Origin of the sequence: Amycolatopsis jejuensis (assembly GCF_000717335.1) — a bacterium.
In the GTDB taxonomy this organism is placed as follows: domain Bacteria; phylum Actinomycetota; class Actinomycetes; order Mycobacteriales; family Pseudonocardiaceae; genus Amycolatopsis; species Amycolatopsis jejuensis.
Map to the genome: position 1 here is coordinate 19,319 of NZ_JNYZ01000055.1, position 18,394 is coordinate 37,712.

Genomic DNA, 18,394 nt, shown 5'->3' on the forward strand with positions numbered 1-18,394 from the left:
GCTGGCCGCCTGCCTCGCCGTGCCCTAGGCAGCGACGGCCGCCTGCCTCGCTGCGTCCTAGGCCGCCACATCACAGGCTGGCCGCCCGCCTCGCCGTGCCCCAGGGCAGCCACACCAGGGGGCTGGCCGCCTGCCCCGCCATTCCTCAGGCAGCCGCATCGCACTGGACCAACGGCTCCGTGGCAGCACGGCGCGGGCGCAGCACCACCGCAGCGATCGCGGCCGCGATGAGCGTCAGCGTTGCGCTCAAGCCGTACGCCAGGCGGAACCCCGACGTCAGCGCCTCCCGCGCCGGTGCGCCCGTCTCGAGCAAGCCGCTCGTTCGCGTGGCCGCCGAGGTCGCCAGGATTGCCGTCCCGAGGGCGGCGCCGACCTGTTGCGTGGTGGTGATCAGCCCGGACGTCACGCCCGTGTCCGCGGGCGCTGCGCCCGACATAGCCAAACTCATCAGCGCCGGAATCGCCGTACCCGCCCCCGCGCCCATGAGGATCAGCGACGGCAAGACGTGCAGCGCGTAGCCGCCGTCGGTCCGGACCTGCGTCAGGTACCAGAACGCGATTGCGGTCACGAGCAACCCGGTCACCAGCACCGTGCGCGACGAAAAACGCGAGTTGAGCCGGTCCGCCAGGCCGAGCGAGAACGCGGCGATCATGACCGGCGTCGGCGCGAAGGCGAAACCCGTGGTGAGTGCGTCGAAACCGAGGACCTGCTGCAAATACAGCGCGGTCACGAACTGGAATCCCAGGAATCCGGCGACCATCACCACCATGGTCAGGTTCGCGCCGGTGATCGCGCGGACGCGGAACAACCTCAAGGGCAGCAAGGGAATTCGCGCTCGGGCTTGCCGTGCCACGAAAGCCGCGAGCAAGACGACGGCCGCGGCGAGGGCGCCGAGGTGCTCGCTCACAATGCCCAGTACCAGCAGCATCACCCCGGACGTCACGAGGAGCGCGCCGAGGACGTCGATGCCGGTTCGCAGCCCCTGACCGCGGTCGCGCGAGATCACGAACGGGGTCAGGACGAGGGTCGCGAGGCCGATCGGCAGGTTGATGTAGAACGTCCAATGCCAGTCGAGGCTCTGCGTGAGCGCGCCACCGGCGACGAGGCCGATCGATGCGCCGGCAGCTTGCGTGAAGCTGTACACGCCGATCGCGCGGACGCGGGCACGCGGCTCCGGGTACAGCGTCACGATCATCCCCAAGACCACCGCCGACGCGAGCGCTCCGCCGACGCCCTGGGCGAAACGCGAGATCACCAGCGTCGCGGCGTTCGGGGACAGTCCGGCGGCCAGTGAGGCAGCGGTGAAAACCGCCACGCCGGCAACGAATACCCGCCGCCGTCCGGCGAGGTCGCCCAGCCGTCCGGACAGCAGGAGCAATCCGCCGAACGCGACGAGGTAGGCGTTGACCACCCAGGCGAGCCCGGGTGCGCTGAACCCGAGGTCGGCTTGGATCGCCGGCAAGGCGACCGCGACGATGGTGCTGTCGAGCACCACCATCAGCGACGCGGTGCACAGCACGGCGAGCGCCGCACCCCGATGCCGGGCTGATTCGGGCATTCCGGTCCTCCACAACGTAAGAAAGCACAGTTTCCACTGGTCATCGCCAGGGCATCTCTTGTTACAGTGCCCATCATGTGTGACCATGGGAGCGCGCGGAAGGAGGCACTTTCATGTCCCAGGGGAACATCGCTGTGACCGACCAGGCCGAGACGCCGGACCCGGGAAAACTCGCGGTGTGCACGGTGATGGAGGTCGTGAACCGGATCAGCGGGAAGTGGGCGATCGGCATCCTGCTGGAGGCGACGCGCGGCCCGGTGCGGTTCACCGAGCTGGAGCGGTCGGTGTCCGGCATCAGCCGCCGCATGCTCACGCTGACCTTGCGAAACCTCGAGCGCGACGGCCTGCTGGAACGCACGGTCTACCCGACGGTGCCCCCGCGCGTGGAGTACGAGGCCACCGGCATGGCCCGCGAGCTGTACGAGTCGCTGTCCGCACTGGTCGGCTGGGCGGAGCGGCACCGCGAGGCGATCGCGCTGGCGCGGGACTCCTACGACGGGCGCGGCTGAAAACGAAAACGGTGCCGTGGCGGTGCGCACGGGGGACGCGCACTGCCACGGCACCGACAATCCGCACCCGGAGGGAAGGACGCCGGGCGCGGACCGGTCAGGGGGCCGATCCCACGGGTACCGGGTCCGGGTTCGGCTTCTCGGGGGCTTCGTCGAGCAGGGTGGCCTCGTCGAAGGGGGCCTGCCCGGCGAAGACCTCGCGGGAGCGGTCGCGGTCGAACTCCTTCATCCACGATCCGATGAGGACGGTCGCGACGGCGTTGCCCGCGAAGTTGGTGAGGGCACGCGCTTCCGACATGAACCGGTCGATGCCGAGGATGAAACCGACGCCGTCGACGAGTTCCGGGCGGTGCGATTGCAGGCCGCTCGCCAGCGTAGCGATCCCGGCGCCGCTCACGCCTGCCGCGCCCTTCGAGGCGATGATCATGAAGAGCAGCAACGTGATCTGCTCGCCGAGACCGAGTGGCTGGTCCTGTGCGGTGGCGATGAAGAGCGTCGCCATCGTGAGGTAGATGGCGGTGCCGTCGAGGTTGAACGAGTACCCGGTGGGCACCGTGATGCCGACCACCGGCTTGCTCACCCCGAGGTGCTCCATCTTCGCGATCAGCCGCGGCAGCGCGGATTCCGACGACGACGTCGACAGGATCAGCAGGAATTCGCGGCCGAGGTACCGCAGCAGGCTGAAGATGTTCACCCGCGCGCCGAGCCACAGCACCGTGCCGAGGACGCCGAACACGAACACGAGGCAGGTCAGGTAGAAGCCGAGCATGATCACCAGCAGGCTGCGCAGTGCGCTCCAGCCGGTGGCGCCCACCACCGCGGCGATCGCGCCGAACGCGCCGACCGGGGCGGCCCACATGATCATCGCGAGGATGCGGAACACGAGCCGCTGCAGGTGTTCGATCCCGCGCAGGATCGGCTCGCCGCGCCTGCCGAGCTTCTGCAGCGCGAACCCGGCGAGCAGCGCGACCAGCAGGGTCTGCAGCACCTGGCCTTCGGTGAACGCCGACACGAGCGACTTCGGGATGACACCGAGCAGGAAGTCGGTGGTGCCCTGCCCGCCGGACGCCTGCTGGTGCACCTTCGACACGTCGGCCGGGTTGAGGTGCAGGCCGGTGCCCGGGTGCAGCAGGTTGCCGACCACGAGCCCGATGGCGAGCGCGAACGTCGACATCACGATGAAGTAGACCAGCGCGGTGATCCCGACCTTGCCGACCTTCGCAGCCTTCGCGACCGAGCCGATGCCCAGCACGATGGTGCAGAAGATGATCGGCGAGATCATCATCTTGATGAGGTTGACGAAACCGGTGCCCAGTGGCGCGAGACTCTTGCCGACCGACGGCCACAGCAGGCCCACCGCGACACCGAGCACGACGGCGGCGATCACGGCGAGGTAGAGGTAGCGGGTGCGGTCTCGCTGGGGGGCGGGGGTCGGTGTCGGCACCGTTGCCTCCAGATCAGGTGGATGGAACGCCGGTCACTATGCGGGGAGGATATGACCGGAGTCACCGTTGTGTTCATTGAGTTCGCGCGTGCTGTCCCGTCCGGTGTGGACGCCCGGCACGGGAGGGCAGCCGGTGCACCGGCGTGTTGCCGGACCCGCGGGTGTGCTGGTATGGGCGGGTGCCCCCGACACCACGGATCCGGACGAGCCACTGGAGTCTCGCCCGTCAGCTGCTCGTCCTGCAGCTGGCGGTCCTGCTCGTGCTCGTCGCAGGCGGGATCACTATCGCGTATCTCGACGCCCGCCGCACGACGAGCGACCGTGCCGGGGAGCAGTCGCTCGCGGTGGCCCGCTCGATCGCCGACGCGCCGGATGTCGCCCGCGCCGCCGTCACCGCGAACCCGAGCGCGTCCTTGCAGCCGTACGCACAGCGGGTGCTCGCCGACACCGCGGTCGACTTCGTGACCATCATGTCCCCGCAGGGAATCCGCTACACCCACCCGAATCCGGCGCTGATCGGCCGCCCGTTCCTGGGCCATATCGAAGCCGCACAGCGTGGTGGCGTGGTCAGCGAGACGTACACCGGTTCGCTCGGTCCTTCGGTGCGCGTGGTGGTGCCGGTGTTCGACGCGGACCACCGGGTCGTCGCGCTCGTCGGCGTCGGGATCACGATCGCGGCCATTTCGGCCGAGGTGCAGGACCGCGTGTGGCCGCTGGCCGGGGTCGCCGCCGCGGTGCTGCTCGTCGGCGCTTGCGGGGGCTGGCTCGTGAGCGCGCGGCTGAAACGGCAGACGCGCGGGATTGCGCCGGGCGAGCTGAGCAATCTGTTCGAGTACCACGAGGCCGTGCTGCATTCGGTTCGCGAGGGGGTGCTGCTGGTGGACCGCGACGGCCGGGTCGGCCTGTGCAACGACGGCGCCCGCACGCTACTCGGCCTCACCGGCGATCCGGTCGGACAGCCGCTTGCCGACCTGGGGTTGCCGCCGGAACTGGCGGCCGCGTTCACCGCTTCGGAGACCCGCACCGAGGAACTGCATCTGACCGATTCGCGCGTGCTGGTGGTCAGTACCACGCTCGTGCGCTCGGGTGGCCGGGCACAGGGGACCGTCGTGATTCTGCGTGACCACACGGAATTGCAGACGCTCACCGGTGAACTGACCACCGCGCGCAGTCTCGCCGAAGCATTGCGGTCGCAGGCCCATGAGGCGGCAAATCGCCTGCACACCGTGGTTTCGCTGGTGGAGCTGGGACGTCCGGAAGACGCCGTGGAGTTCGCGACCGCCGAGCTGGCGCTGGCGCAGGAGCTCACCGACCGGGTGATGAGCGCGGTCGCCGAACCCGTACTTGCCGCGCTGCTGCTGGGAAAGGCGGCGGAGGCGAGCGAGCGCGGGGTCGAGTTCACCATCACGCCGGACACGATGATCGACGACCTCGGACCCGGCGTCGCGGGCCGTGACCTCGTCACGATCCTGGGCAACCTGGTGGACAACGGAATCGACGCGGCAGTGCGCGGCAGCGGGGCGCGGCCCGCGGTGGTGGTGACCGCACGGTCCGAAGTGGACGGTCTGCTGCTGCGGGTCGCCGACAACGGCCCGGGCGTGCCGGAGGAAGCCGTGGACGACCTGTTCCGCCGCGGCTGGTCCACCAAGGCCGGGGACGAGCACGGGCTCGGGTTGGCGCTGGTCGTGCAGGCAGTGCGCCGGTACGGCGGCAGCATCGACGTCGGCCGGGACGGTGGTGCGGTGTTCACGGTCCGGTTGCCGAGGCAGGAGGTCCCCGCGTGATCCGCGTGCTGGTAGTGGAGGACGAGCCGGTGGCGGCCGAGGCGCATCGGCTGTACGTGGAGCGGTTACCCGGGTTCGTGGTCGCCGGGGTGGTGCACTCCGGTGGCGACGCGCTGCGGTTCTGCGAACGCGAGCCGGTCGACCTGGTTCTGCTGGACTTCTACCTTCCCGACACGCACGGCCTCGCGGTGTGCCGCTCGCTGCGCGCGGCCGGGTTGCCGATCGACGTGATCGCGGTGACCTCGGCGCGTGACCTCGCGCTGGTCAAGGCCGCGGTGTCGGTGGGCGTGGTGCAGTACCTGCTGAAGCCGTTCACCTTCGCGTCGTTGCGGGAGAAGCTGGAGCGGTACGCCGAATTCCGCGAGGCGTCCGGCGAGGTGACCGGCCAGGCGGAGATCGACCGGGCGCTCGGCGCGTTGCGCACCACCGAGCATCCGCCGCTGCCGAAAGGCATGAGCGCGCAAACGCTGGAGGCCATCACCGACGCCCTTGCCGGTGCGGCAGAAGGACTTTCGGCCGGTGGCGCGGCCAGCGCCATCGGCGCGTCCCGCGTCACGGCCCGCCGGTACCTCGAATACCTGGCCGACAACGGCCTCGCGCAGCGCGAACCTCGGTACGGCCAGGTCGGCCGTCCGGAGGTCTGGTATCGGCTGCGTTCTGTATAACGACCTATACGGTCCCGGATCAGACCAGCGCCATCACCAGTGCAGCCACCCCGAAACCGCTCAGCGAAAGCACCGTCTCAAGAGCAGTCCATGTCTTCAGCGTCTGCGGGACGGTGAGCCCGAAGTAGCGGGACACGATCCAGAACCCGCCGTCGTTGACGTGTGACGCGATGATCGACCCGGCCGAGATCGCCACCACCACGAGTGCCAGCTGAGCTTGCGAGTAGTGCAGGTCCATCACCGTCGGGGCGATGATGCCGCTCGTCGTCACGATCGCGACGGTCGCCGAACCCTGCGCGATCCGCATGCCGCAGCTGATCACGTACGCCGCGAGGATCACCGGCAGCCCGGCGTCGCCGAGCGAACCGGCCACTGCCTTGCCGATCCCGGTCGCCGACAGGACCGCGCCGAAGAACGACCCGGCGCCGACCACGAGCAGGATCATCGCGACCGGCTTGAGTGCGTTGGCCGACAGGTGCGCGAGGTCCGCGCCGCTCATCCCGCGGCGTCGGCCGAGCAGCCACGACGCGAGCAGGGTCGCGATGGTCAGCGCGATGGCAGGCGTGCCGAGGAACGCCGCGATACCCGCGCCCGTCGAGTTCTTCGGGAGCAGGATGCTGCCGAACGTGCCCACCAGGATCAGCACCAGCGGCACCGCGATGATCCCGCTGACCAGAGCGAGCGACGGCGGCCGGCGGGACTCGTCCTCGTCCTCCCCGGCGAGCTGCGCGAAGTCTTCGGCGAGCGGAACGTTCACGCGCTTGCCGATCCACGTCGAGTACAGGATGCCGCCGATGAACCAGGCCGGGATCCCGCACACTGCGCCCATCAGGATCAGCCAGCCGAGGTCGACGTGCAGCAGCCCGGCCGCCGCGACCGGACCCGGGTGCGGCGGGATGAACGCGTGCGTGATGGACAACCCGGCGAGCAACGGCATGCAGTACAGCACGATCGAACGGCCGCCCTGCTTCGCCGCTGCGTAAACCAGTGGCGCCAGCACGAAAATGCCGATGTCGAAGAACACCGGAATCCCGAAGATCAGACCGGACAGGCCCATCGCGAGCGGGGCGCGTTTCTCGCCGAATGCCCGCAGCAGCGCCGCGGTGAGCACCCGCGCGCCGCCCGACTTCTCCAGGATCGAGCCGAGCAGCGTACCCAGCCCGATGATCGCCGCGATGTGCCCGAGGATGCTGCCGAACCCCTTCTCCAGCAAGGAGTCCGACGTCTTCTGCGCGGTACCGACCAGGGTGCCGACCGGCACGCCCGCGGCGAGCGCGGTGAGCAGGCCCACCACGATCAGCGCGATGAACGGTTCCACCTTCACCTTGATGATGAGCAACAGCAGCACCGCGATCGACACGGCGGCGAGCGTGAGCAGACCGCCGGTGCTGGTCTGCAGCCAATGGATCATCGTCGACTCCCGGGGTGACGGAGGGAATGCCCGGCGAGTGCGCCGGTGGGGTGACCGTCATCGAGCGCGGCGGTACCGTTCACGAAGACGTGGGAGATCCCCGCGGCGGCTTGCCGCGGATGGTCGAACGTTGCGGTGTCGGCGACCGTTTCCGGGTCGAACACCACCAGGTCGGCTGCGTACCCGGGCCGGATGAGGCCCCGGTCGGGCAGCCCCAGCCGCCGTGCCGCGCGCCCGGTGAGATGCGCGAGGCAGTCGGCCAGTTCGAGGACGCCCAGCTCACGGACGTACCGCGCGAGGTACCGCGGGAACGTGCCCCACGCGCGGGGATGCGGGCGGGCACCCACGAGCAGCCCGTCGGAACCGCCGGTGTGCGTGCGGTGCCGCATGATGGCCTGCACGTTCTCCTCGTGTCCCACGTGCATGAGGCACGACGTGCCGAGCCGCTCGTCGACGAGCGTGTCGAAGTACAGCTCGGCCGGGGCTTTCCCCATGCTCCGGGCAGACGCAAGCACACTGTGGCCGACGAGCGCGGAGTTCTCCTCGCGGCGGACCCCGTTGATTTCGATGGCGTCCCAGTCGATCGGCACGCCGTGTGCACCGTCCGAACCGGACTCTTCGATGTCGGCCCGGATCCGCTCGCGCGTGTCCGGATCGGACAGCCGGGCGAGCGTCGGGTCCAGCCCGCCTTCGGTGGCCCAGCTGGGCAGGAGCGCGGACAGGTAGGTCGCGCCGGGTAGGTACGGGTACGTGTCGAGGGTGATGTCGCAGCCGTCGTCGAGCGCGTTGTCCAGCAGCCGCAGCAGATCCGGTGCTTTGCCTTTGTTGACCGAGAAATTCATCGTGGCATGCGCGAGATGCAGGGGACAGCCGGAGCGGCGCGAGACGTCGACCATCTCCGCGAACGCCTCCAGCGCGCCCGCGCCGTAGCTGCGGTGGTGCGGGCTGTAGTAACCGCCGCGCTCGCCGACCACGCGGCACAGTTCGACGAGTTCCTCGGTGGTCGCGTACATCCCGGGCGTGTAGGTGAGCCCCGACGACATCCCGAACGCGCCTTCCTCGAGCCCGGTCGCGATCAGCTCCTTCATCCGGGCCAGCTCATCGCCGGTCGCGGGCCGGTCTTCCCAGCCCACCACCAGCATCCGGACGGTGCCCTGCGGGACCAGGTACGCGGCGTTCACCGCGATACCCAGGTCGAGCCGGTCGAGGTACTCGCCGACCGATCGCCAGTTCCAGTCGAAGCCCGCCGGATCGTCGTTCCACCCGGCGAGCTGCTGGCGCAAGGCCGCGAGGACGCCGTCGTCGACCGGGGCGTAGGACAGGCCGTCCTGCCCGAGCACCTCGGTGGTCACGCCTTGGCTGACCTTGGCGAGGTGGTCCGGGTTGGCGAGCAGCTGCAGGTCGGAGTGGGAATGCAGGTCGACGAACCCGGGGGAGAGGACCATTCCCGTGGCGTCGATCGTGCGGCGCGCGGCGAGCTCGCCGGGCGCGGCGACGTCCGTGATGCGGTCGCCGATGATCCCGACGTCGCGGACTTCCAGCGGTGCCCCGGTTCCGTCGGCGACCTGCGCGCCGCGGATGACGGTGTCCATCAAACGCGTGTCCATCAGAACCACGTCCGCACGAAGTCGACGACCGTCTCGCCGTCGGTGTCCACGACCGGCAGCAGCGGCCACTTGTCGAACGTCGTGCACGGGTGCGACAGGCCCAGCCGCACCCAGTCGCCGACCTCCACCGGCGAGCCTTCGGGCAGCTGGAGGAAAGCGTGCTGGTCGTTGAGTTTCGGGATGGTGTGCCCGATCAGCTCGGTGACTACGCCGTCCCTGCGCAGCAGTTGCGGTTCCGGCATTCCCTCGTCGAACGGCAGGTCGCGCTTCCCTGCAGTGAGCAACGCGAGTTCCGCCGACGGCTTCGACGTCACCTGCGCCCAGGCATGCAACGCGGGATGGAAGCTGTCGACGCCGGAGATGCGCGGGTGTTCGCCGAGCGGCGAGATTTCGCGGTAGAAGCCGTCGTCGTGGGTGAGGTACGCGCCGCTGCGGAGGATCGGGACCACGTCGAGACCGTCCGGCCATGGCTTCGTGAGCTCGTCCACCACGCGATCGAAGTACGCGCTGCCGCCAGCCGTGACGTACACCGGTCCCTCAGCGAGCAAACCCTTGTCTGCGAAAGTGGTTGCTGCTTCGCGGAGACTGTCCACATAGGAACTGATCTTCGCGAGCGCGGCTTCGTCGGTGTGATGCGACAACGCGCCTTCGTAACCGCCAGTGCCTCGCAGCCGGAGTACCGGGCTCTTCGCGGCGGCTTCGGCCACGGCAAGCGCGGTCGCGGCGTCGCGGACACCCGTGCGGCCGCCGTCCGCACCCAGCTCCACCAGCACGTCCACCGGCCGTTTGGCGTCGGCGAGTGCCTCGGTCATCAGCTCGACCCCGCGGACGGAATCGACCCAGCAGACGAACTCGAACTCCGGGTCCGCCGCCAGCTCACCGGCCAGCCAGCGCAGCCCGGACGGGTCCACGAGCTGGTTCGCCAGGAGAATCCGCTGCACGCCGAACGCGCGGTAGATCCGCACGTGCCCGGCGTTCGCGGCGGTGATGCCCCACGCGCCGTGGTCGAGCTGGCGGGCGAACAACTCCGGCGCCATCGTGGTTTTCCCGTGCGGCGCGAGGGCGATCCCGCGTCCGGCGCACCATCGGGCCATCGTGCTCAGGTTGTGCTCCAGCGCGGCCGCGTCGAGGACTACGAACGGGCCGAAGAAGCCGTCGTCGAACAGCTTCGCGCGGCGGGCCGCGGCCTCGTCGAGGGTGAGCCCGGCCAATACCAGGGAAATCGAGCGGAAGCGCCAGTCGATCCGTTCGCCGCGTCCGGCTCGGACGGCGGCGGTGAGAGCGGCGTTGCTGTTCATGTCCAGACCTCGGTTGCGTATCTTGCAACGGACGTTGCGCAAAATGCGTTGAATAGGTGTAGCATCCGGGTGGCCACAGGTCAACGGGGAAGGAAAGTCAGTGACCAGCAGTCCGACTGGTTCGCCTGAAGTTCTCTGCATCGGCGAGTCGATGGCCTTGTTCGTGCCTGCCGAACCCGGTCCGCCGGACGAGGTGCGCACCTGGCTGCGCACGATCGGCGGCGCGGAGTCGAACGTCGCATGCCACCTGCCCGCGCTCGGCGTGCCGAGCGGCTGGGTCAGCGCGGTCGGCGACGATCCGTTCGGCCGGGCGCTGGTACGGGCGATCGCGGCGGCAGGCGTGGACGTGCGAGGGGTCGTCGTCGACCCGGTGCGCCCGACCGGGCTGTACGTCAAGGAAAGCGGCGCGAGCGGCAGTCCGGTCCGCTACTACCGTGCGGGTTCCGCGGCTTCGGCGATGGGGCCGGAACTCTTGTCGCGCTTGGACTTCTCCGGTGTTCGCGTGCTGCACCTGTCCGGGATCACCCCGGCGCTGTCGGACAGCTGCCTCGCGCTCGTGCGCGCGCTGCTCGACCGGCCACGAGGTGACCTGCTCGTGTCGTTCGACGTCAACCATCGCCCGGCCCTGTGGTCCGGCCGCGATCCGTCGCTGCTCGCCGAACTCGCCGGACGGGCGGACCTCGTGCTGACCGGCGACGACGAGGCCGAACGTGTGTGGGGGACCGGCGACCCGGCGCGGCTGCGCAAACTCCTGCCCGGCCCGCGCACGCTGGTGGTCAAGCACGGCGAACGCGGTGCGACGCTCGTCGAGGGCTCGGAGTCGCTGTTCGCGCCCGCGCTGCAGGTGGACGTCGTCGAGCCGGTCGGTGCCGGAGATGCCTTCGCCGCCGGATTCCTCGCCGCGACCCTGCGTGGAGCGGATCCGCTGACCCGGCTCCGCCGCGGGCACCTCCAAGCTGCGGCGACCTTGCTGACCCAGGACGACGTCGGCGCGCCGCTGGCGGATGCCGTGGTGTCCCTGCTGCTGGACGCAGACTCCGACGGCTGGCGCGCGGCGCGTCTGACCGGGGAAGGAGTGGTGGCCACATGAGCCAAAGTCTCGACCGCGCGCTGACGCTGTTGAGCGGCCTCGCCCGCGGCGGCAAGACGCTTGACGAACTGGCCGCGGAGATCGGCGTGCACAAGACGACCGTGCTGCGGTTGTTGCGCACGCTGGAGTCGCACCACTTCGTGCGGCGCGAGGGCGTGCGGCACTACCGGCTCGGCAGCGCGCTGTTCGACCTCGCCAACCAGGCGCTGGAAGACCGCGACGTCCGGCGCAGCTCGCACGACGCCCTCGCCGCGCTCAACTCGCGCACCGGGCACACCGTGCATCTCGCGTCCTATGAGGACGGTGAGGTGGTGTACATCGACAAGTTCGAAGGTCACCACGCCGTCCGGATGTACTCGCGGGTCGGCAAACGCGCGCCCCTGCACTGCACGGCGGTGGGGAAGGTGCTGGTCGCGGCGATGCCACCGGCGAAACGTGCGGAGATCGCGCGGGAGATCGACTACGTCGTGCTCACCGCGAACACGATCACCACGCCGGATGCCTATCTGGCCGAGCTGGAGCGGGTCGCCGAACGCGGGTACGCCGTGGACAATGCCGAGCACGAGGACTTCATCCACTGCATTGCCGCGCCGGTGCGCGGCGCGGGCGGAGAGGTGCTCGCTGCCGCATCGATGTCGGTGCCTAAAGTACTGCTCGACTACGACGGGCTGCTGGCACTCGTTCCCGAGCTGCTGGCGGCCACCGGGGAAGCTTCCGCCCACAGTGGATGGACGGGGAACGGAAAGGGGCAATGATGGGCAAGACGGCGATCACCACCGCGAACGCGCCGACACCGCCGGCGAAGTTCTCGCAGGCCGTCCGCAAGGGCAACATCCTGCAGGTCGCCGGGCAGGTCGCCTTCGACCCGGCCACCGGCGCGATCGTCGGGGACGACATCGCCGGGCAGACCCGGCAGACGTTCCGGAACATCGAGGCGGTTCTTGCCGAGGCCGGGTCGAGCTGGGCGGACGCGATGATGGTGCGGGTGTATCTCACTGATACGAGCCATTTTGCTGCGTTCAATGAGGTGTATGACGAGTTGATCGGGGAGGCGCCGCAGCCTGGGCGGACTACGGTGTATGTGGGTTTGCCTGCGGGGTTGCTGGTGGAGATCGACGTGCTGGCCGTGGTGGACTGAGGTTCTTTGCCGGCCGGAATTGTTGCGGTGGGGCACCCCGAAGTTTGAGTGTCACTACGGTCTGAGGGGCTTGTCAAGGCGGGAAAGATGCCTTGACAAGCCCCTCCGACCGTGTGCGGGCTTCGGATCGGGGTGCAGGGCCGGGACTGGGTGCCGTGGTCCTGGTGGGTGCGCCGGCTGCGGTGGGGTGGTGGGAAGTCCGTGATGGTTCCCTTCACGGTCAGCCCAGGACGCTCGTGTAGGCGTTGATGGCTGGCTGGCCGCCAAGGTGGGCGTAGAGCACGGTGGAGGTTTTCGGGATCTCGCCGCTGCGGACCAGGTCGATCAGTCCGGCCATGGACTTTCCTTCGTACACCGGGTCGGTGATCATGCCTTCGAACTGGGCGGCCGTGCGGATGGCGTCCAGGGTCTGCTCGTCGGGGATGCCGTACACGCCTGCGTGGTAGCGCTCGTCGAGCAGTACGTCGTCGATCGGACCGGCGGCTACCAAAGCGGCGGTGTTCTTCGCGATTCGCGTGATCTGGTCGCGGGTTTCGGTGGGCTTGGCCGAAGCGTCGATCCCCAGGATCCGCCGCGGCTTTCCGCTCACTGCGACCCCGGCGACCATCCCTGCCTGGGTGCTGCCGGTGACCGAGCAGACCACGATCGTGTCGAAGAAGACGCCCAGTTCTCGTTCCTGCGCTTCGAGTTCCAGGACCCAGTTCGCGAACCCGAGGCCGCCGAGCCGGTGGTCCGACGCACCTGCCGGGATCGCGTACGGCTTGCCGCCGCCTGCTTCGACCTCCGCCAGCGCCTGTTCCCAGCTCTCCTTGAAGCCGATGCCGAAGCCCGCGTCGACGAGCCGGACGTCGGCGCCGAGGATGCGCGACAGCTGGATGTTGCCGACCTTGTCGTGCAGCGGATCCTGCCAGTCCACCCAGCTTTCCTGCACCAGCACGGCTTTCATCCCGGCCCGCGCGGCCGCGGCGGCCACCTGGCGCGTGTGGTTGGACTGCACGCCGCCGATCGAGACGAGCGTGTCCGCGCCCTGGGCGAGCGCGTCGGCGACGAGGTACTCGAGCTTGCGGGTCTTGTTTCCGCCGAACGCGAGCCCGGAGTTGAGGTCCTCGCGCTTCGCCCACACGGACGCGCCGCCGAGGTGTTCGGTGAGCCGTTCCAGCCGGTGTACCGGCGAAGGCCCGACGAGCAACGGGAAACGGGGGAAATCGGCAAGGCTCACGGGTCCTCCAGGAGGGTTTCGAGGTCGGTCCAGATCGTTGCGGTGAGTGCGGCCGCGGCTGCGCCGTCGCCGGTTTCGAGTGCGGTGATGAGTTCTTCGTGCCGCGTGACCGAGCGATGTGCGGGCAGCGAGCTGAAGCGGGCGTATTCGAGGCGGCGCAGCAACGGGGTGTACCGGTCGAGCGTTGCCGCGACGGCCCGGTTGCCGCACGCCTGCACGGGGATGTCGTGCAGCTCGTCGTCAGCCTCGATCGCGGCAGCCGCGTCGCCCGTTTCGACGGCGGCGCGGAACCGTTCGTTGGCCTCGCGCATAGCCGCGATCTGTGGCGCGCCCAGCCGGGGGAGTGCTTCGCGCACGGCCAGCTCGTGCAGCGCACGCACCAGCCGGACCGCGTCGCGGACGTCGTCGGCCACGAAATCCGCGACCCGCGTGTAACTCTGCGGCTTCGACACCACCAGCCGGTCTTCGGCCAGCCGCAGCAACGCTTGCCGCACCGGCGCCCGGGAGAGCCCGAGCTGCTCGGCGAGGTCCGCGTCCCGCAACGGCGTACCGGGCGGAAAGCTGCCGTCGATGATGGCGTGCCGGATTCGCTCGTACGCCTCGTCCCGCAACAACGGGCGGGAAACCTTGGGGAGTGCACTCACATCTAACATGTTAGATGTCGGATGGCGGGTTGGCAACGGGTTGGCGATGCCGGTCTTGCCGTCTTTTGCGCACTCGTGCTCGGCCGCCGGTCACGCAACCCGGTTCGCGATGGCGGGCGACCACCGACCTTCTGCACCGCAACCCGGCGGTGATGACCCCGCGGCGGCGGAGCCCGCAAACGCGAAAACCCGCCCGGCATCATCACCCACCGGACGGGCCCTCGTTCACGTATTCCCTGTCATGGCAAGGGAAACCGGCTCAATGCACCGGGCCGGTGTACTTCTCTCCCGGACCCTGCCCCGGCGCGTCCGGCACCGCCGACGCCTCGCGGAATGCCTTCTGGAGCGACTGCAACCCGTCGCGCAAGGGCCCGGCGTGCAGTCCGAGGTACTCCGCGGACGCGGTGACGAGACCGGCGAGCGCGGTGATGAGGCGGCGGGCCTCGTCGAGGTCGCGGTGCGGCGAGTTCTCCGGGTCGGCGTCGGCCAGCCCGAGCCGTTCGGCTCCGGCCGACAGCAGCATCACCGCGGCGCGGCTGATCACCTCGACGCTCGGGATGTCCTCCAGGTCGCGGGCGCCGGGGGAATACGGGGGTGGTGGCGAAGGTTGTTCTGACACGTCTGGTACCCTTCCACGTGCGACCAGCCCCCGAGCGATCGGGGGCGGCAAGTGGAGCCCCGCTCCCACCCTGTCACCGCCTGAGGTGTCCGGGTCCGGTCTCGCCGACGTGGTGCATGCCGTACTGGCATTCTCTCACGCCGGCGAAGCGTCCGGCCATCGCGGCCGGAGGCGATCGGAGACAGAGCGGGCCCCGTGCACCGGCAGCAGCCGGCGACGGGGCCTGAATCGTGTGGGCACCAGGTCGAAACGAGAAGAAACGCAACTCGGACCAAGGAGGCCCCATCAGCTCCGAGACACGCATCAACGAACGCATCCGGGTGCCGGAAGTCCGGCTCGTCGGCCCTAACGGCGAGCAGGTCGGCATCGTCCGGATCGAAGATGCGCTGCGGCTTGCGCAGGAGGCGGACCTCGACCTCGTCGAGGTGGCCCCGCAGGCCCGCCCGCCCGTGGCCAAGCTCATGGACTTCGGCAAGTTCAAGTACGAGAGCGCGCAGAAGGCCCGTGAGTCCCGCCGCAACCAGCAGCTCACCGTCATCAAGGAACAGAAGCTGCGGCCGAAGATCGACCAGCACGACTACGAGACCAAGAAGGGTCACGTGTCGCGGTTCCTGGCGGCGGGCAACAAGGTCAAGGTCACGATCATGTTCCGCGGCCGTGAGCAGTCCCGGCCCGAACTCGGGTTCCGGCTCCTGCAGAAGCTCGCCGACGACGTCACCGAACTCGGTTTCGTGGAGTCGTCGCCGAAGCAGGACGGACGCAACATGATCATGGTGCTGGCCCCGCACAAGAACGTGAAGCCGAAGACGGCCAAGGCCGAACCGGTTCCCGAGGCGTAACGCCCGGCGCCCGACCAGCACAGTCAGCGGCACACCGGGGCACCGGTGTGCCGCCGCACGGAAGAGGACGAGAACACATGCCGAAGATGAAGACGCACAGCGGCACGTCGAAGCGGATCCGGGTCACCGGTTCGGGCAAGCTGCGCCGCCAGAAGGCCGGCCGCCGCCACCTGATGGAGAAGAAGTCCAACCGCCTCACCCGCCGGCTCGAGGGCACCACCGAGGTCGCCAAGAACGACACCGGCCGGATCAAGCGCCTGCTCGGCCGCTGAGGCCCGCCCCCTTACCCGACCACCCGGGGTCCCCGCACCCCCCGAACTCGACAGGATGGACCAGTGGCACGCGTCAAGCGGGCGGTCAACGCCCAGAAGAAGCGTCGCGCGACTCTCGAACTGGCCAGCGGTTACCGCGGCCAGCGTTCGCGGCTGTACCGCAAGGCCAAGGAGCAGACGCTCCACTCGCTCAACTACGCCTACCGCGACCGCCGTGCGCGCAAGGGTGACTTCCGCCAGCTGTGGATCACCCGCATCAACGCGGCCGCCCGCGCCAACGGCGTCACCTACAACCGGTTCATCCAGGGCCTCAAGGCCGCGGGTGTCGAGGTGGACCGCAAGATCCTCGCGGACCTCGCGGTCAACGACGCGGCCGCCTTCACCGCGCTCGCCGAGCTCGCCAAGGCGAACGTCGTGACCGGCGAAGCGAAGTCGGCCTGACCGGCAGCCCCTTCCGGCCCGGGGAGGCTCCGTTCACCGAACGGACCCCCCGGGTCGTTGCTGCGCGCAAGCTCACGCGCCGAGCAGAACGCGAGAAGACCGGCCGTTTCCTGGCCGAGGGCGTCAACGCGGTCACGTCAGCCCTGGCGCACGGCACAGTGCATGAGGTCTTCGTAACGGAACACGCGGCCGCCACTCATCCGACGCTGGTCGCTTCGGCCCCACGGGTCTCGCCGATCACCGACCGAGCAGCCGCGAGCCTGTCGGAAACCGTTACGCCCCAAGGGATTATCGCGGTGTGCTCCCTGGTCGACCGTCCACTGGAGACGGTGCTGACGGACGCGCGCCTCGTGGTGGTCCTGGTGGACGTCGCGGAACCCGGCAACGCAGGCACGGTGATCCGAGTGGCAGACGCCGCCGGAGCCGACGCAGTGATCCTCGCGGGCGACACGGTGGACCCGCACAACGGCAAAAGCGTCCGCGCCGCAGCGGGTTCGCTCTTCCAGATCCCGCTGGCCCGGGTCCGTGAGGTCCCCGAGGTACTGGCCACTCTCCGCACCGCAGGCCTGCGCACGCTCGCCGCGCACGGTTACGCCGCGACGTCCCTGGAGACTGTCCACTTCGGAGACCCGGTGGCATGGATCTTCGGCAACGAGGCACACGGCCTGCCGGAGGAGGTGCTGTCTGCAGTGGACGAATCGGTCCGGATCCCGTTGTACGGCAAGGCAGAAAGCCTGAACCTGGCCACAGCGGCGGCGGTGTGCGTTTACACGGCGGCGATGGCGGTACACCGCTGACCGGGTCTCGTGGCCGATCGCCCTTGCCGACCTGATCGCGGGGCGATTGTCCTCGCCGACCGGGTTTCGGGGCGGTCGTCTTTGCTGGCCGGGTTTCGGGGCGACCATCATCGTTAACCGGGTTTCGGGTCGATCGTCCTCGCTGACTGGGTTTCGGGGCGATTGCTTCGGGTTGGCCTTGGTGCTTCGCTCGCTCGGGCCGGTTGATTCCGTCGTGCCAAGCTCGCCGATCCCGCGGGGGCCGGTGCTGGTCACCTCGCCGTGCTGAGTCATGGCCGAATTGCCGAGCCGCTCGCGCCGCCTGGCTCGTCGAACCTCGTCGACCCGGTCGACTGCAAGCCATTCGCGCCCATCGGCCCGCCGGCCGATCGGCTCCGGCTGGCGAACCAGCAGCGTCCGGCCCACGAGGCCTCGGCCGATTCGAGTCCGTCATGTCGAGCCTGTCGCGTCCATCCGCTCGTTGGCCTGACTGGCCGAGACCGTCCGATTTCTCGGACTGTCGTCGAGTTCACTGCGGTCGCACCTGTCCGCTCATCGGGAGTTTGACCGAGCCCTCCGCCTCCACCCTCTTGCCCAACCGCCGAGCTCGCTCTGCCGCGCCCATCTGCCGATCGCAAGTCTGGCCGCCCGAGTCCAGCCCTCGGCGCCGAGTCCGTCGCGCCCATCCGCACTCGTCGGGCTGAGCCGTCCGAATCCGGTCTCCCTCGGCTGCCATCGGGCCCGTGTGTCTCGTGGCGAGCGCGCTGCACCTACCCGCTGGTCCGCCCCGTCGGCCGAGCCGTCCGAATCCCGTCCCCTCGGCTGCCGTCGAGCCTGTGGTGTCCCGTGATGTCAACGCCCGCTCCCATCCGCTCCTCGCCGCCCGTCGGCCGAGCCGCCCGGCTCCGGCCCCCCCGGCTCTCCAACCAGCCCCTAAGCTCCCGCCGAGTCGAACCCACCTCGCGACCGCACCGCACCTGGCGACCGCACCGCACCTCGCGACCGCACCGCACCACACGTCACGACCGGCATCGCGCCGCACCTCACGACCCCACCCCACCTCACGACCCCACCCCACCC

18 protein-coding genes are annotated in these 18,394 nt (G+C 69.5%); 10 read left to right on the forward strand and 8 right to left on the reverse strand.

All coding sequences use genetic code 11. The annotated features are described in order from the left end of the window. Positions 1 to 145: 145 nt before the first annotated feature. Entirely contained in the window at positions 146 to 1,558 is a 1,413-nt protein-coding gene (locus OO71_RS44150) for an MFS transporter (RefSeq protein ID WP_033296085.1), read from the reverse strand. 113 nt (positions 1,559 to 1,671) lie between these two features. Between OO71_RS44150 and OO71_RS44155 the strand changes: the two genes are divergently transcribed. Further along, positions 1,672 to 2,067, forward strand: coding sequence for a winged helix-turn-helix transcriptional regulator (locus OO71_RS44155; RefSeq protein ID WP_033296086.1), 396 nt, complete (start codon positions 1,672 to 1,674; stop codon positions 2,065 to 2,067). A gap of 97 nt (positions 2,068 to 2,164) precedes the next feature. Here OO71_RS44155 and OO71_RS44160 read toward each other — a convergent pair whose 3' ends face one another. Continuing rightward, positions 2,165 to 3,511: a cation:dicarboxylate symporter family transporter gene (locus OO71_RS44160; protein ID WP_033296087.1), complete on the reverse strand. Its 1,347-nt coding sequence runs from the start codon at positions 3,509 to 3,511 to the stop codon at positions 2,165 to 2,167. Between the two features lie 179 nt (positions 3,512 to 3,690). Between OO71_RS44160 and OO71_RS44165 the strand changes: the two genes are divergently transcribed. Both OO71_RS44165 and OO71_RS44170 read left to right on the forward strand, forming a co-directional pair. Further along, complete coding sequence (locus tag OO71_RS44165) at positions 3,691 to 5,295, forward strand: sensor histidine kinase (protein ID WP_033296105.1); 1,605 nt, start codon at positions 3,691 to 3,693, stop codon at positions 5,293 to 5,295. Then, on the forward strand, positions 5,292 to 5,960 hold the full coding sequence (locus tag OO71_RS44170) for a response regulator (protein WP_033296088.1): 669 nt from the start codon (positions 5,292 to 5,294) through the stop codon (positions 5,958 to 5,960). The genes OO71_RS44165 and OO71_RS44170 overlap by 4 nt, the downstream gene beginning before the upstream one ends. Before the next feature lie 19 nt (positions 5,961 to 5,979). Here OO71_RS44170 and OO71_RS44175 read toward each other — a convergent pair whose 3' ends face one another. From OO71_RS44175 to OO71_RS44185, 3 genes are read right to left on the reverse strand one after another with little or no spacing between them, the layout of a single operon-like run. Beyond that, positions 5,980 to 7,371 carry a GntP family permease gene (locus tag OO71_RS44175; protein ID WP_033296089.1) on the reverse strand — a complete coding sequence of 464 codons (1,392 nt, stop codon included), beginning with the start codon at positions 7,369 to 7,371 and terminating at the stop codon, positions 5,980 to 5,982. Next, positions 7,368 to 8,963, reverse strand: coding sequence for an N-acyl-D-amino-acid deacylase family protein (locus OO71_RS44180; protein WP_033296106.1), 1,596 nt, complete (start codon positions 8,961 to 8,963; stop codon positions 7,368 to 7,370). Before OO71_RS44180 ends, OO71_RS44175 begins: the two co-directional genes overlap by 4 nt. Positions 8,964 to 8,977: 14 nt before the next feature. Next, positions 8,978 to 10,276: an amino acid deaminase gene (locus tag OO71_RS44185; RefSeq protein WP_033296090.1), complete on the reverse strand. Its 1,299-nt coding sequence runs from the start codon at positions 10,274 to 10,276 to the stop codon at positions 8,978 to 8,980. A 151-nt stretch (positions 10,277 to 10,427) separates the two neighbouring features. Between OO71_RS44185 and OO71_RS44190 the strand changes: the two genes are divergently transcribed. From OO71_RS44190 to OO71_RS44200, 3 genes are read left to right on the forward strand one after another with little or no spacing between them, the layout of a single operon-like run. After that, positions 10,428 to 11,366, forward strand: a complete 939-nt coding sequence (locus tag OO71_RS44190; RefSeq protein ID WP_245633970.1) for a sugar kinase — start codon at positions 10,428 to 10,430, stop codon at positions 11,364 to 11,366. Further along, positions 11,363 to 12,121 carry an IclR family transcriptional regulator gene (locus OO71_RS44195; RefSeq protein ID WP_033296091.1) on the forward strand — a complete coding sequence of 253 codons (759 nt, stop codon included), beginning with the start codon at positions 11,363 to 11,365 and terminating at the stop codon, positions 12,119 to 12,121. Before OO71_RS44190 ends, OO71_RS44195 begins: the two co-directional genes overlap by 4 nt. Further along, entirely contained in the window at positions 12,121 to 12,504 is a 384-nt protein-coding gene (locus OO71_RS44200) for a RidA family protein (RefSeq protein WP_033296092.1), read from the forward strand. Before OO71_RS44195 ends, OO71_RS44200 begins: the two co-directional genes overlap by 1 nt. Positions 12,505 to 12,724: 220 nt before the next feature. Here OO71_RS44200 and OO71_RS44205 read toward each other — a convergent pair whose 3' ends face one another. From OO71_RS44205 to OO71_RS44215, 3 genes are all read right to left on the reverse strand, one after another. Then, entirely contained in the window at positions 12,725 to 13,723 is a 999-nt protein-coding gene (locus OO71_RS44205) for a 1-aminocyclopropane-1-carboxylate deaminase (protein WP_033296093.1), read from the reverse strand. After that, entirely contained in the window at positions 13,720 to 14,367 is a 648-nt protein-coding gene (locus tag OO71_RS44210; protein WP_425388751.1) for a GntR family transcriptional regulator, read from the reverse strand. Before OO71_RS44210 ends, OO71_RS44205 begins: the two co-directional genes overlap by 4 nt. Positions 14,368 to 14,626: 259 nt before the next feature. Continuing rightward, complete coding sequence (locus OO71_RS44215; RefSeq protein WP_033296094.1) at positions 14,627 to 14,986, reverse strand: DUF1844 domain-containing protein; 360 nt, start codon at positions 14,984 to 14,986, stop codon at positions 14,627 to 14,629. Positions 14,987 to 15,216: 230 nt separating this feature from the next. On the opposite strand from OO71_RS44215, the gene infC reads away from it, so the two are divergent. The 4 genes from infC to OO71_RS44235 all read left to right on the forward strand — a co-directional run bounded on the left by infC (position 15,217) and on the right by OO71_RS44235 (position 17,335). Next, positions 15,217 to 15,825, forward strand: coding sequence for a translation initiation factor IF-3 (gene infC, locus OO71_RS44220; RefSeq protein ID WP_156096859.1), 609 nt, complete (start codon positions 15,217 to 15,219; stop codon positions 15,823 to 15,825). A 77-nt stretch (positions 15,826 to 15,902) separates the two neighbouring features. Next, positions 15,903 to 16,097 (forward strand): 50S ribosomal protein L35, encoded by a 195-nt coding sequence (gene rpmI, locus OO71_RS44225; protein WP_033296096.1) that lies wholly within the window; start codon positions 15,903 to 15,905, stop codon positions 16,095 to 16,097. A 63-nt stretch (positions 16,098 to 16,160) separates the two neighbouring features. Continuing rightward, the gene (gene rplT, locus OO71_RS44230; RefSeq protein ID WP_033296097.1) at positions 16,161 to 16,538 is read left to right on the forward strand and encodes a 50S ribosomal protein L20; all 378 of its coding nucleotides are present in this window, start codon (positions 16,161 to 16,163) and stop codon (positions 16,536 to 16,538) included. Next, complete coding sequence (locus tag OO71_RS44235) at positions 16,535 to 17,335, forward strand: TrmH family RNA methyltransferase (RefSeq protein WP_084145744.1); 801 nt, start codon at positions 16,535 to 16,537, stop codon at positions 17,333 to 17,335. Before rplT ends, OO71_RS44235 begins: the two co-directional genes overlap by 4 nt. Positions 17,336 to 18,394 lie beyond the last annotated feature (1,059 nt).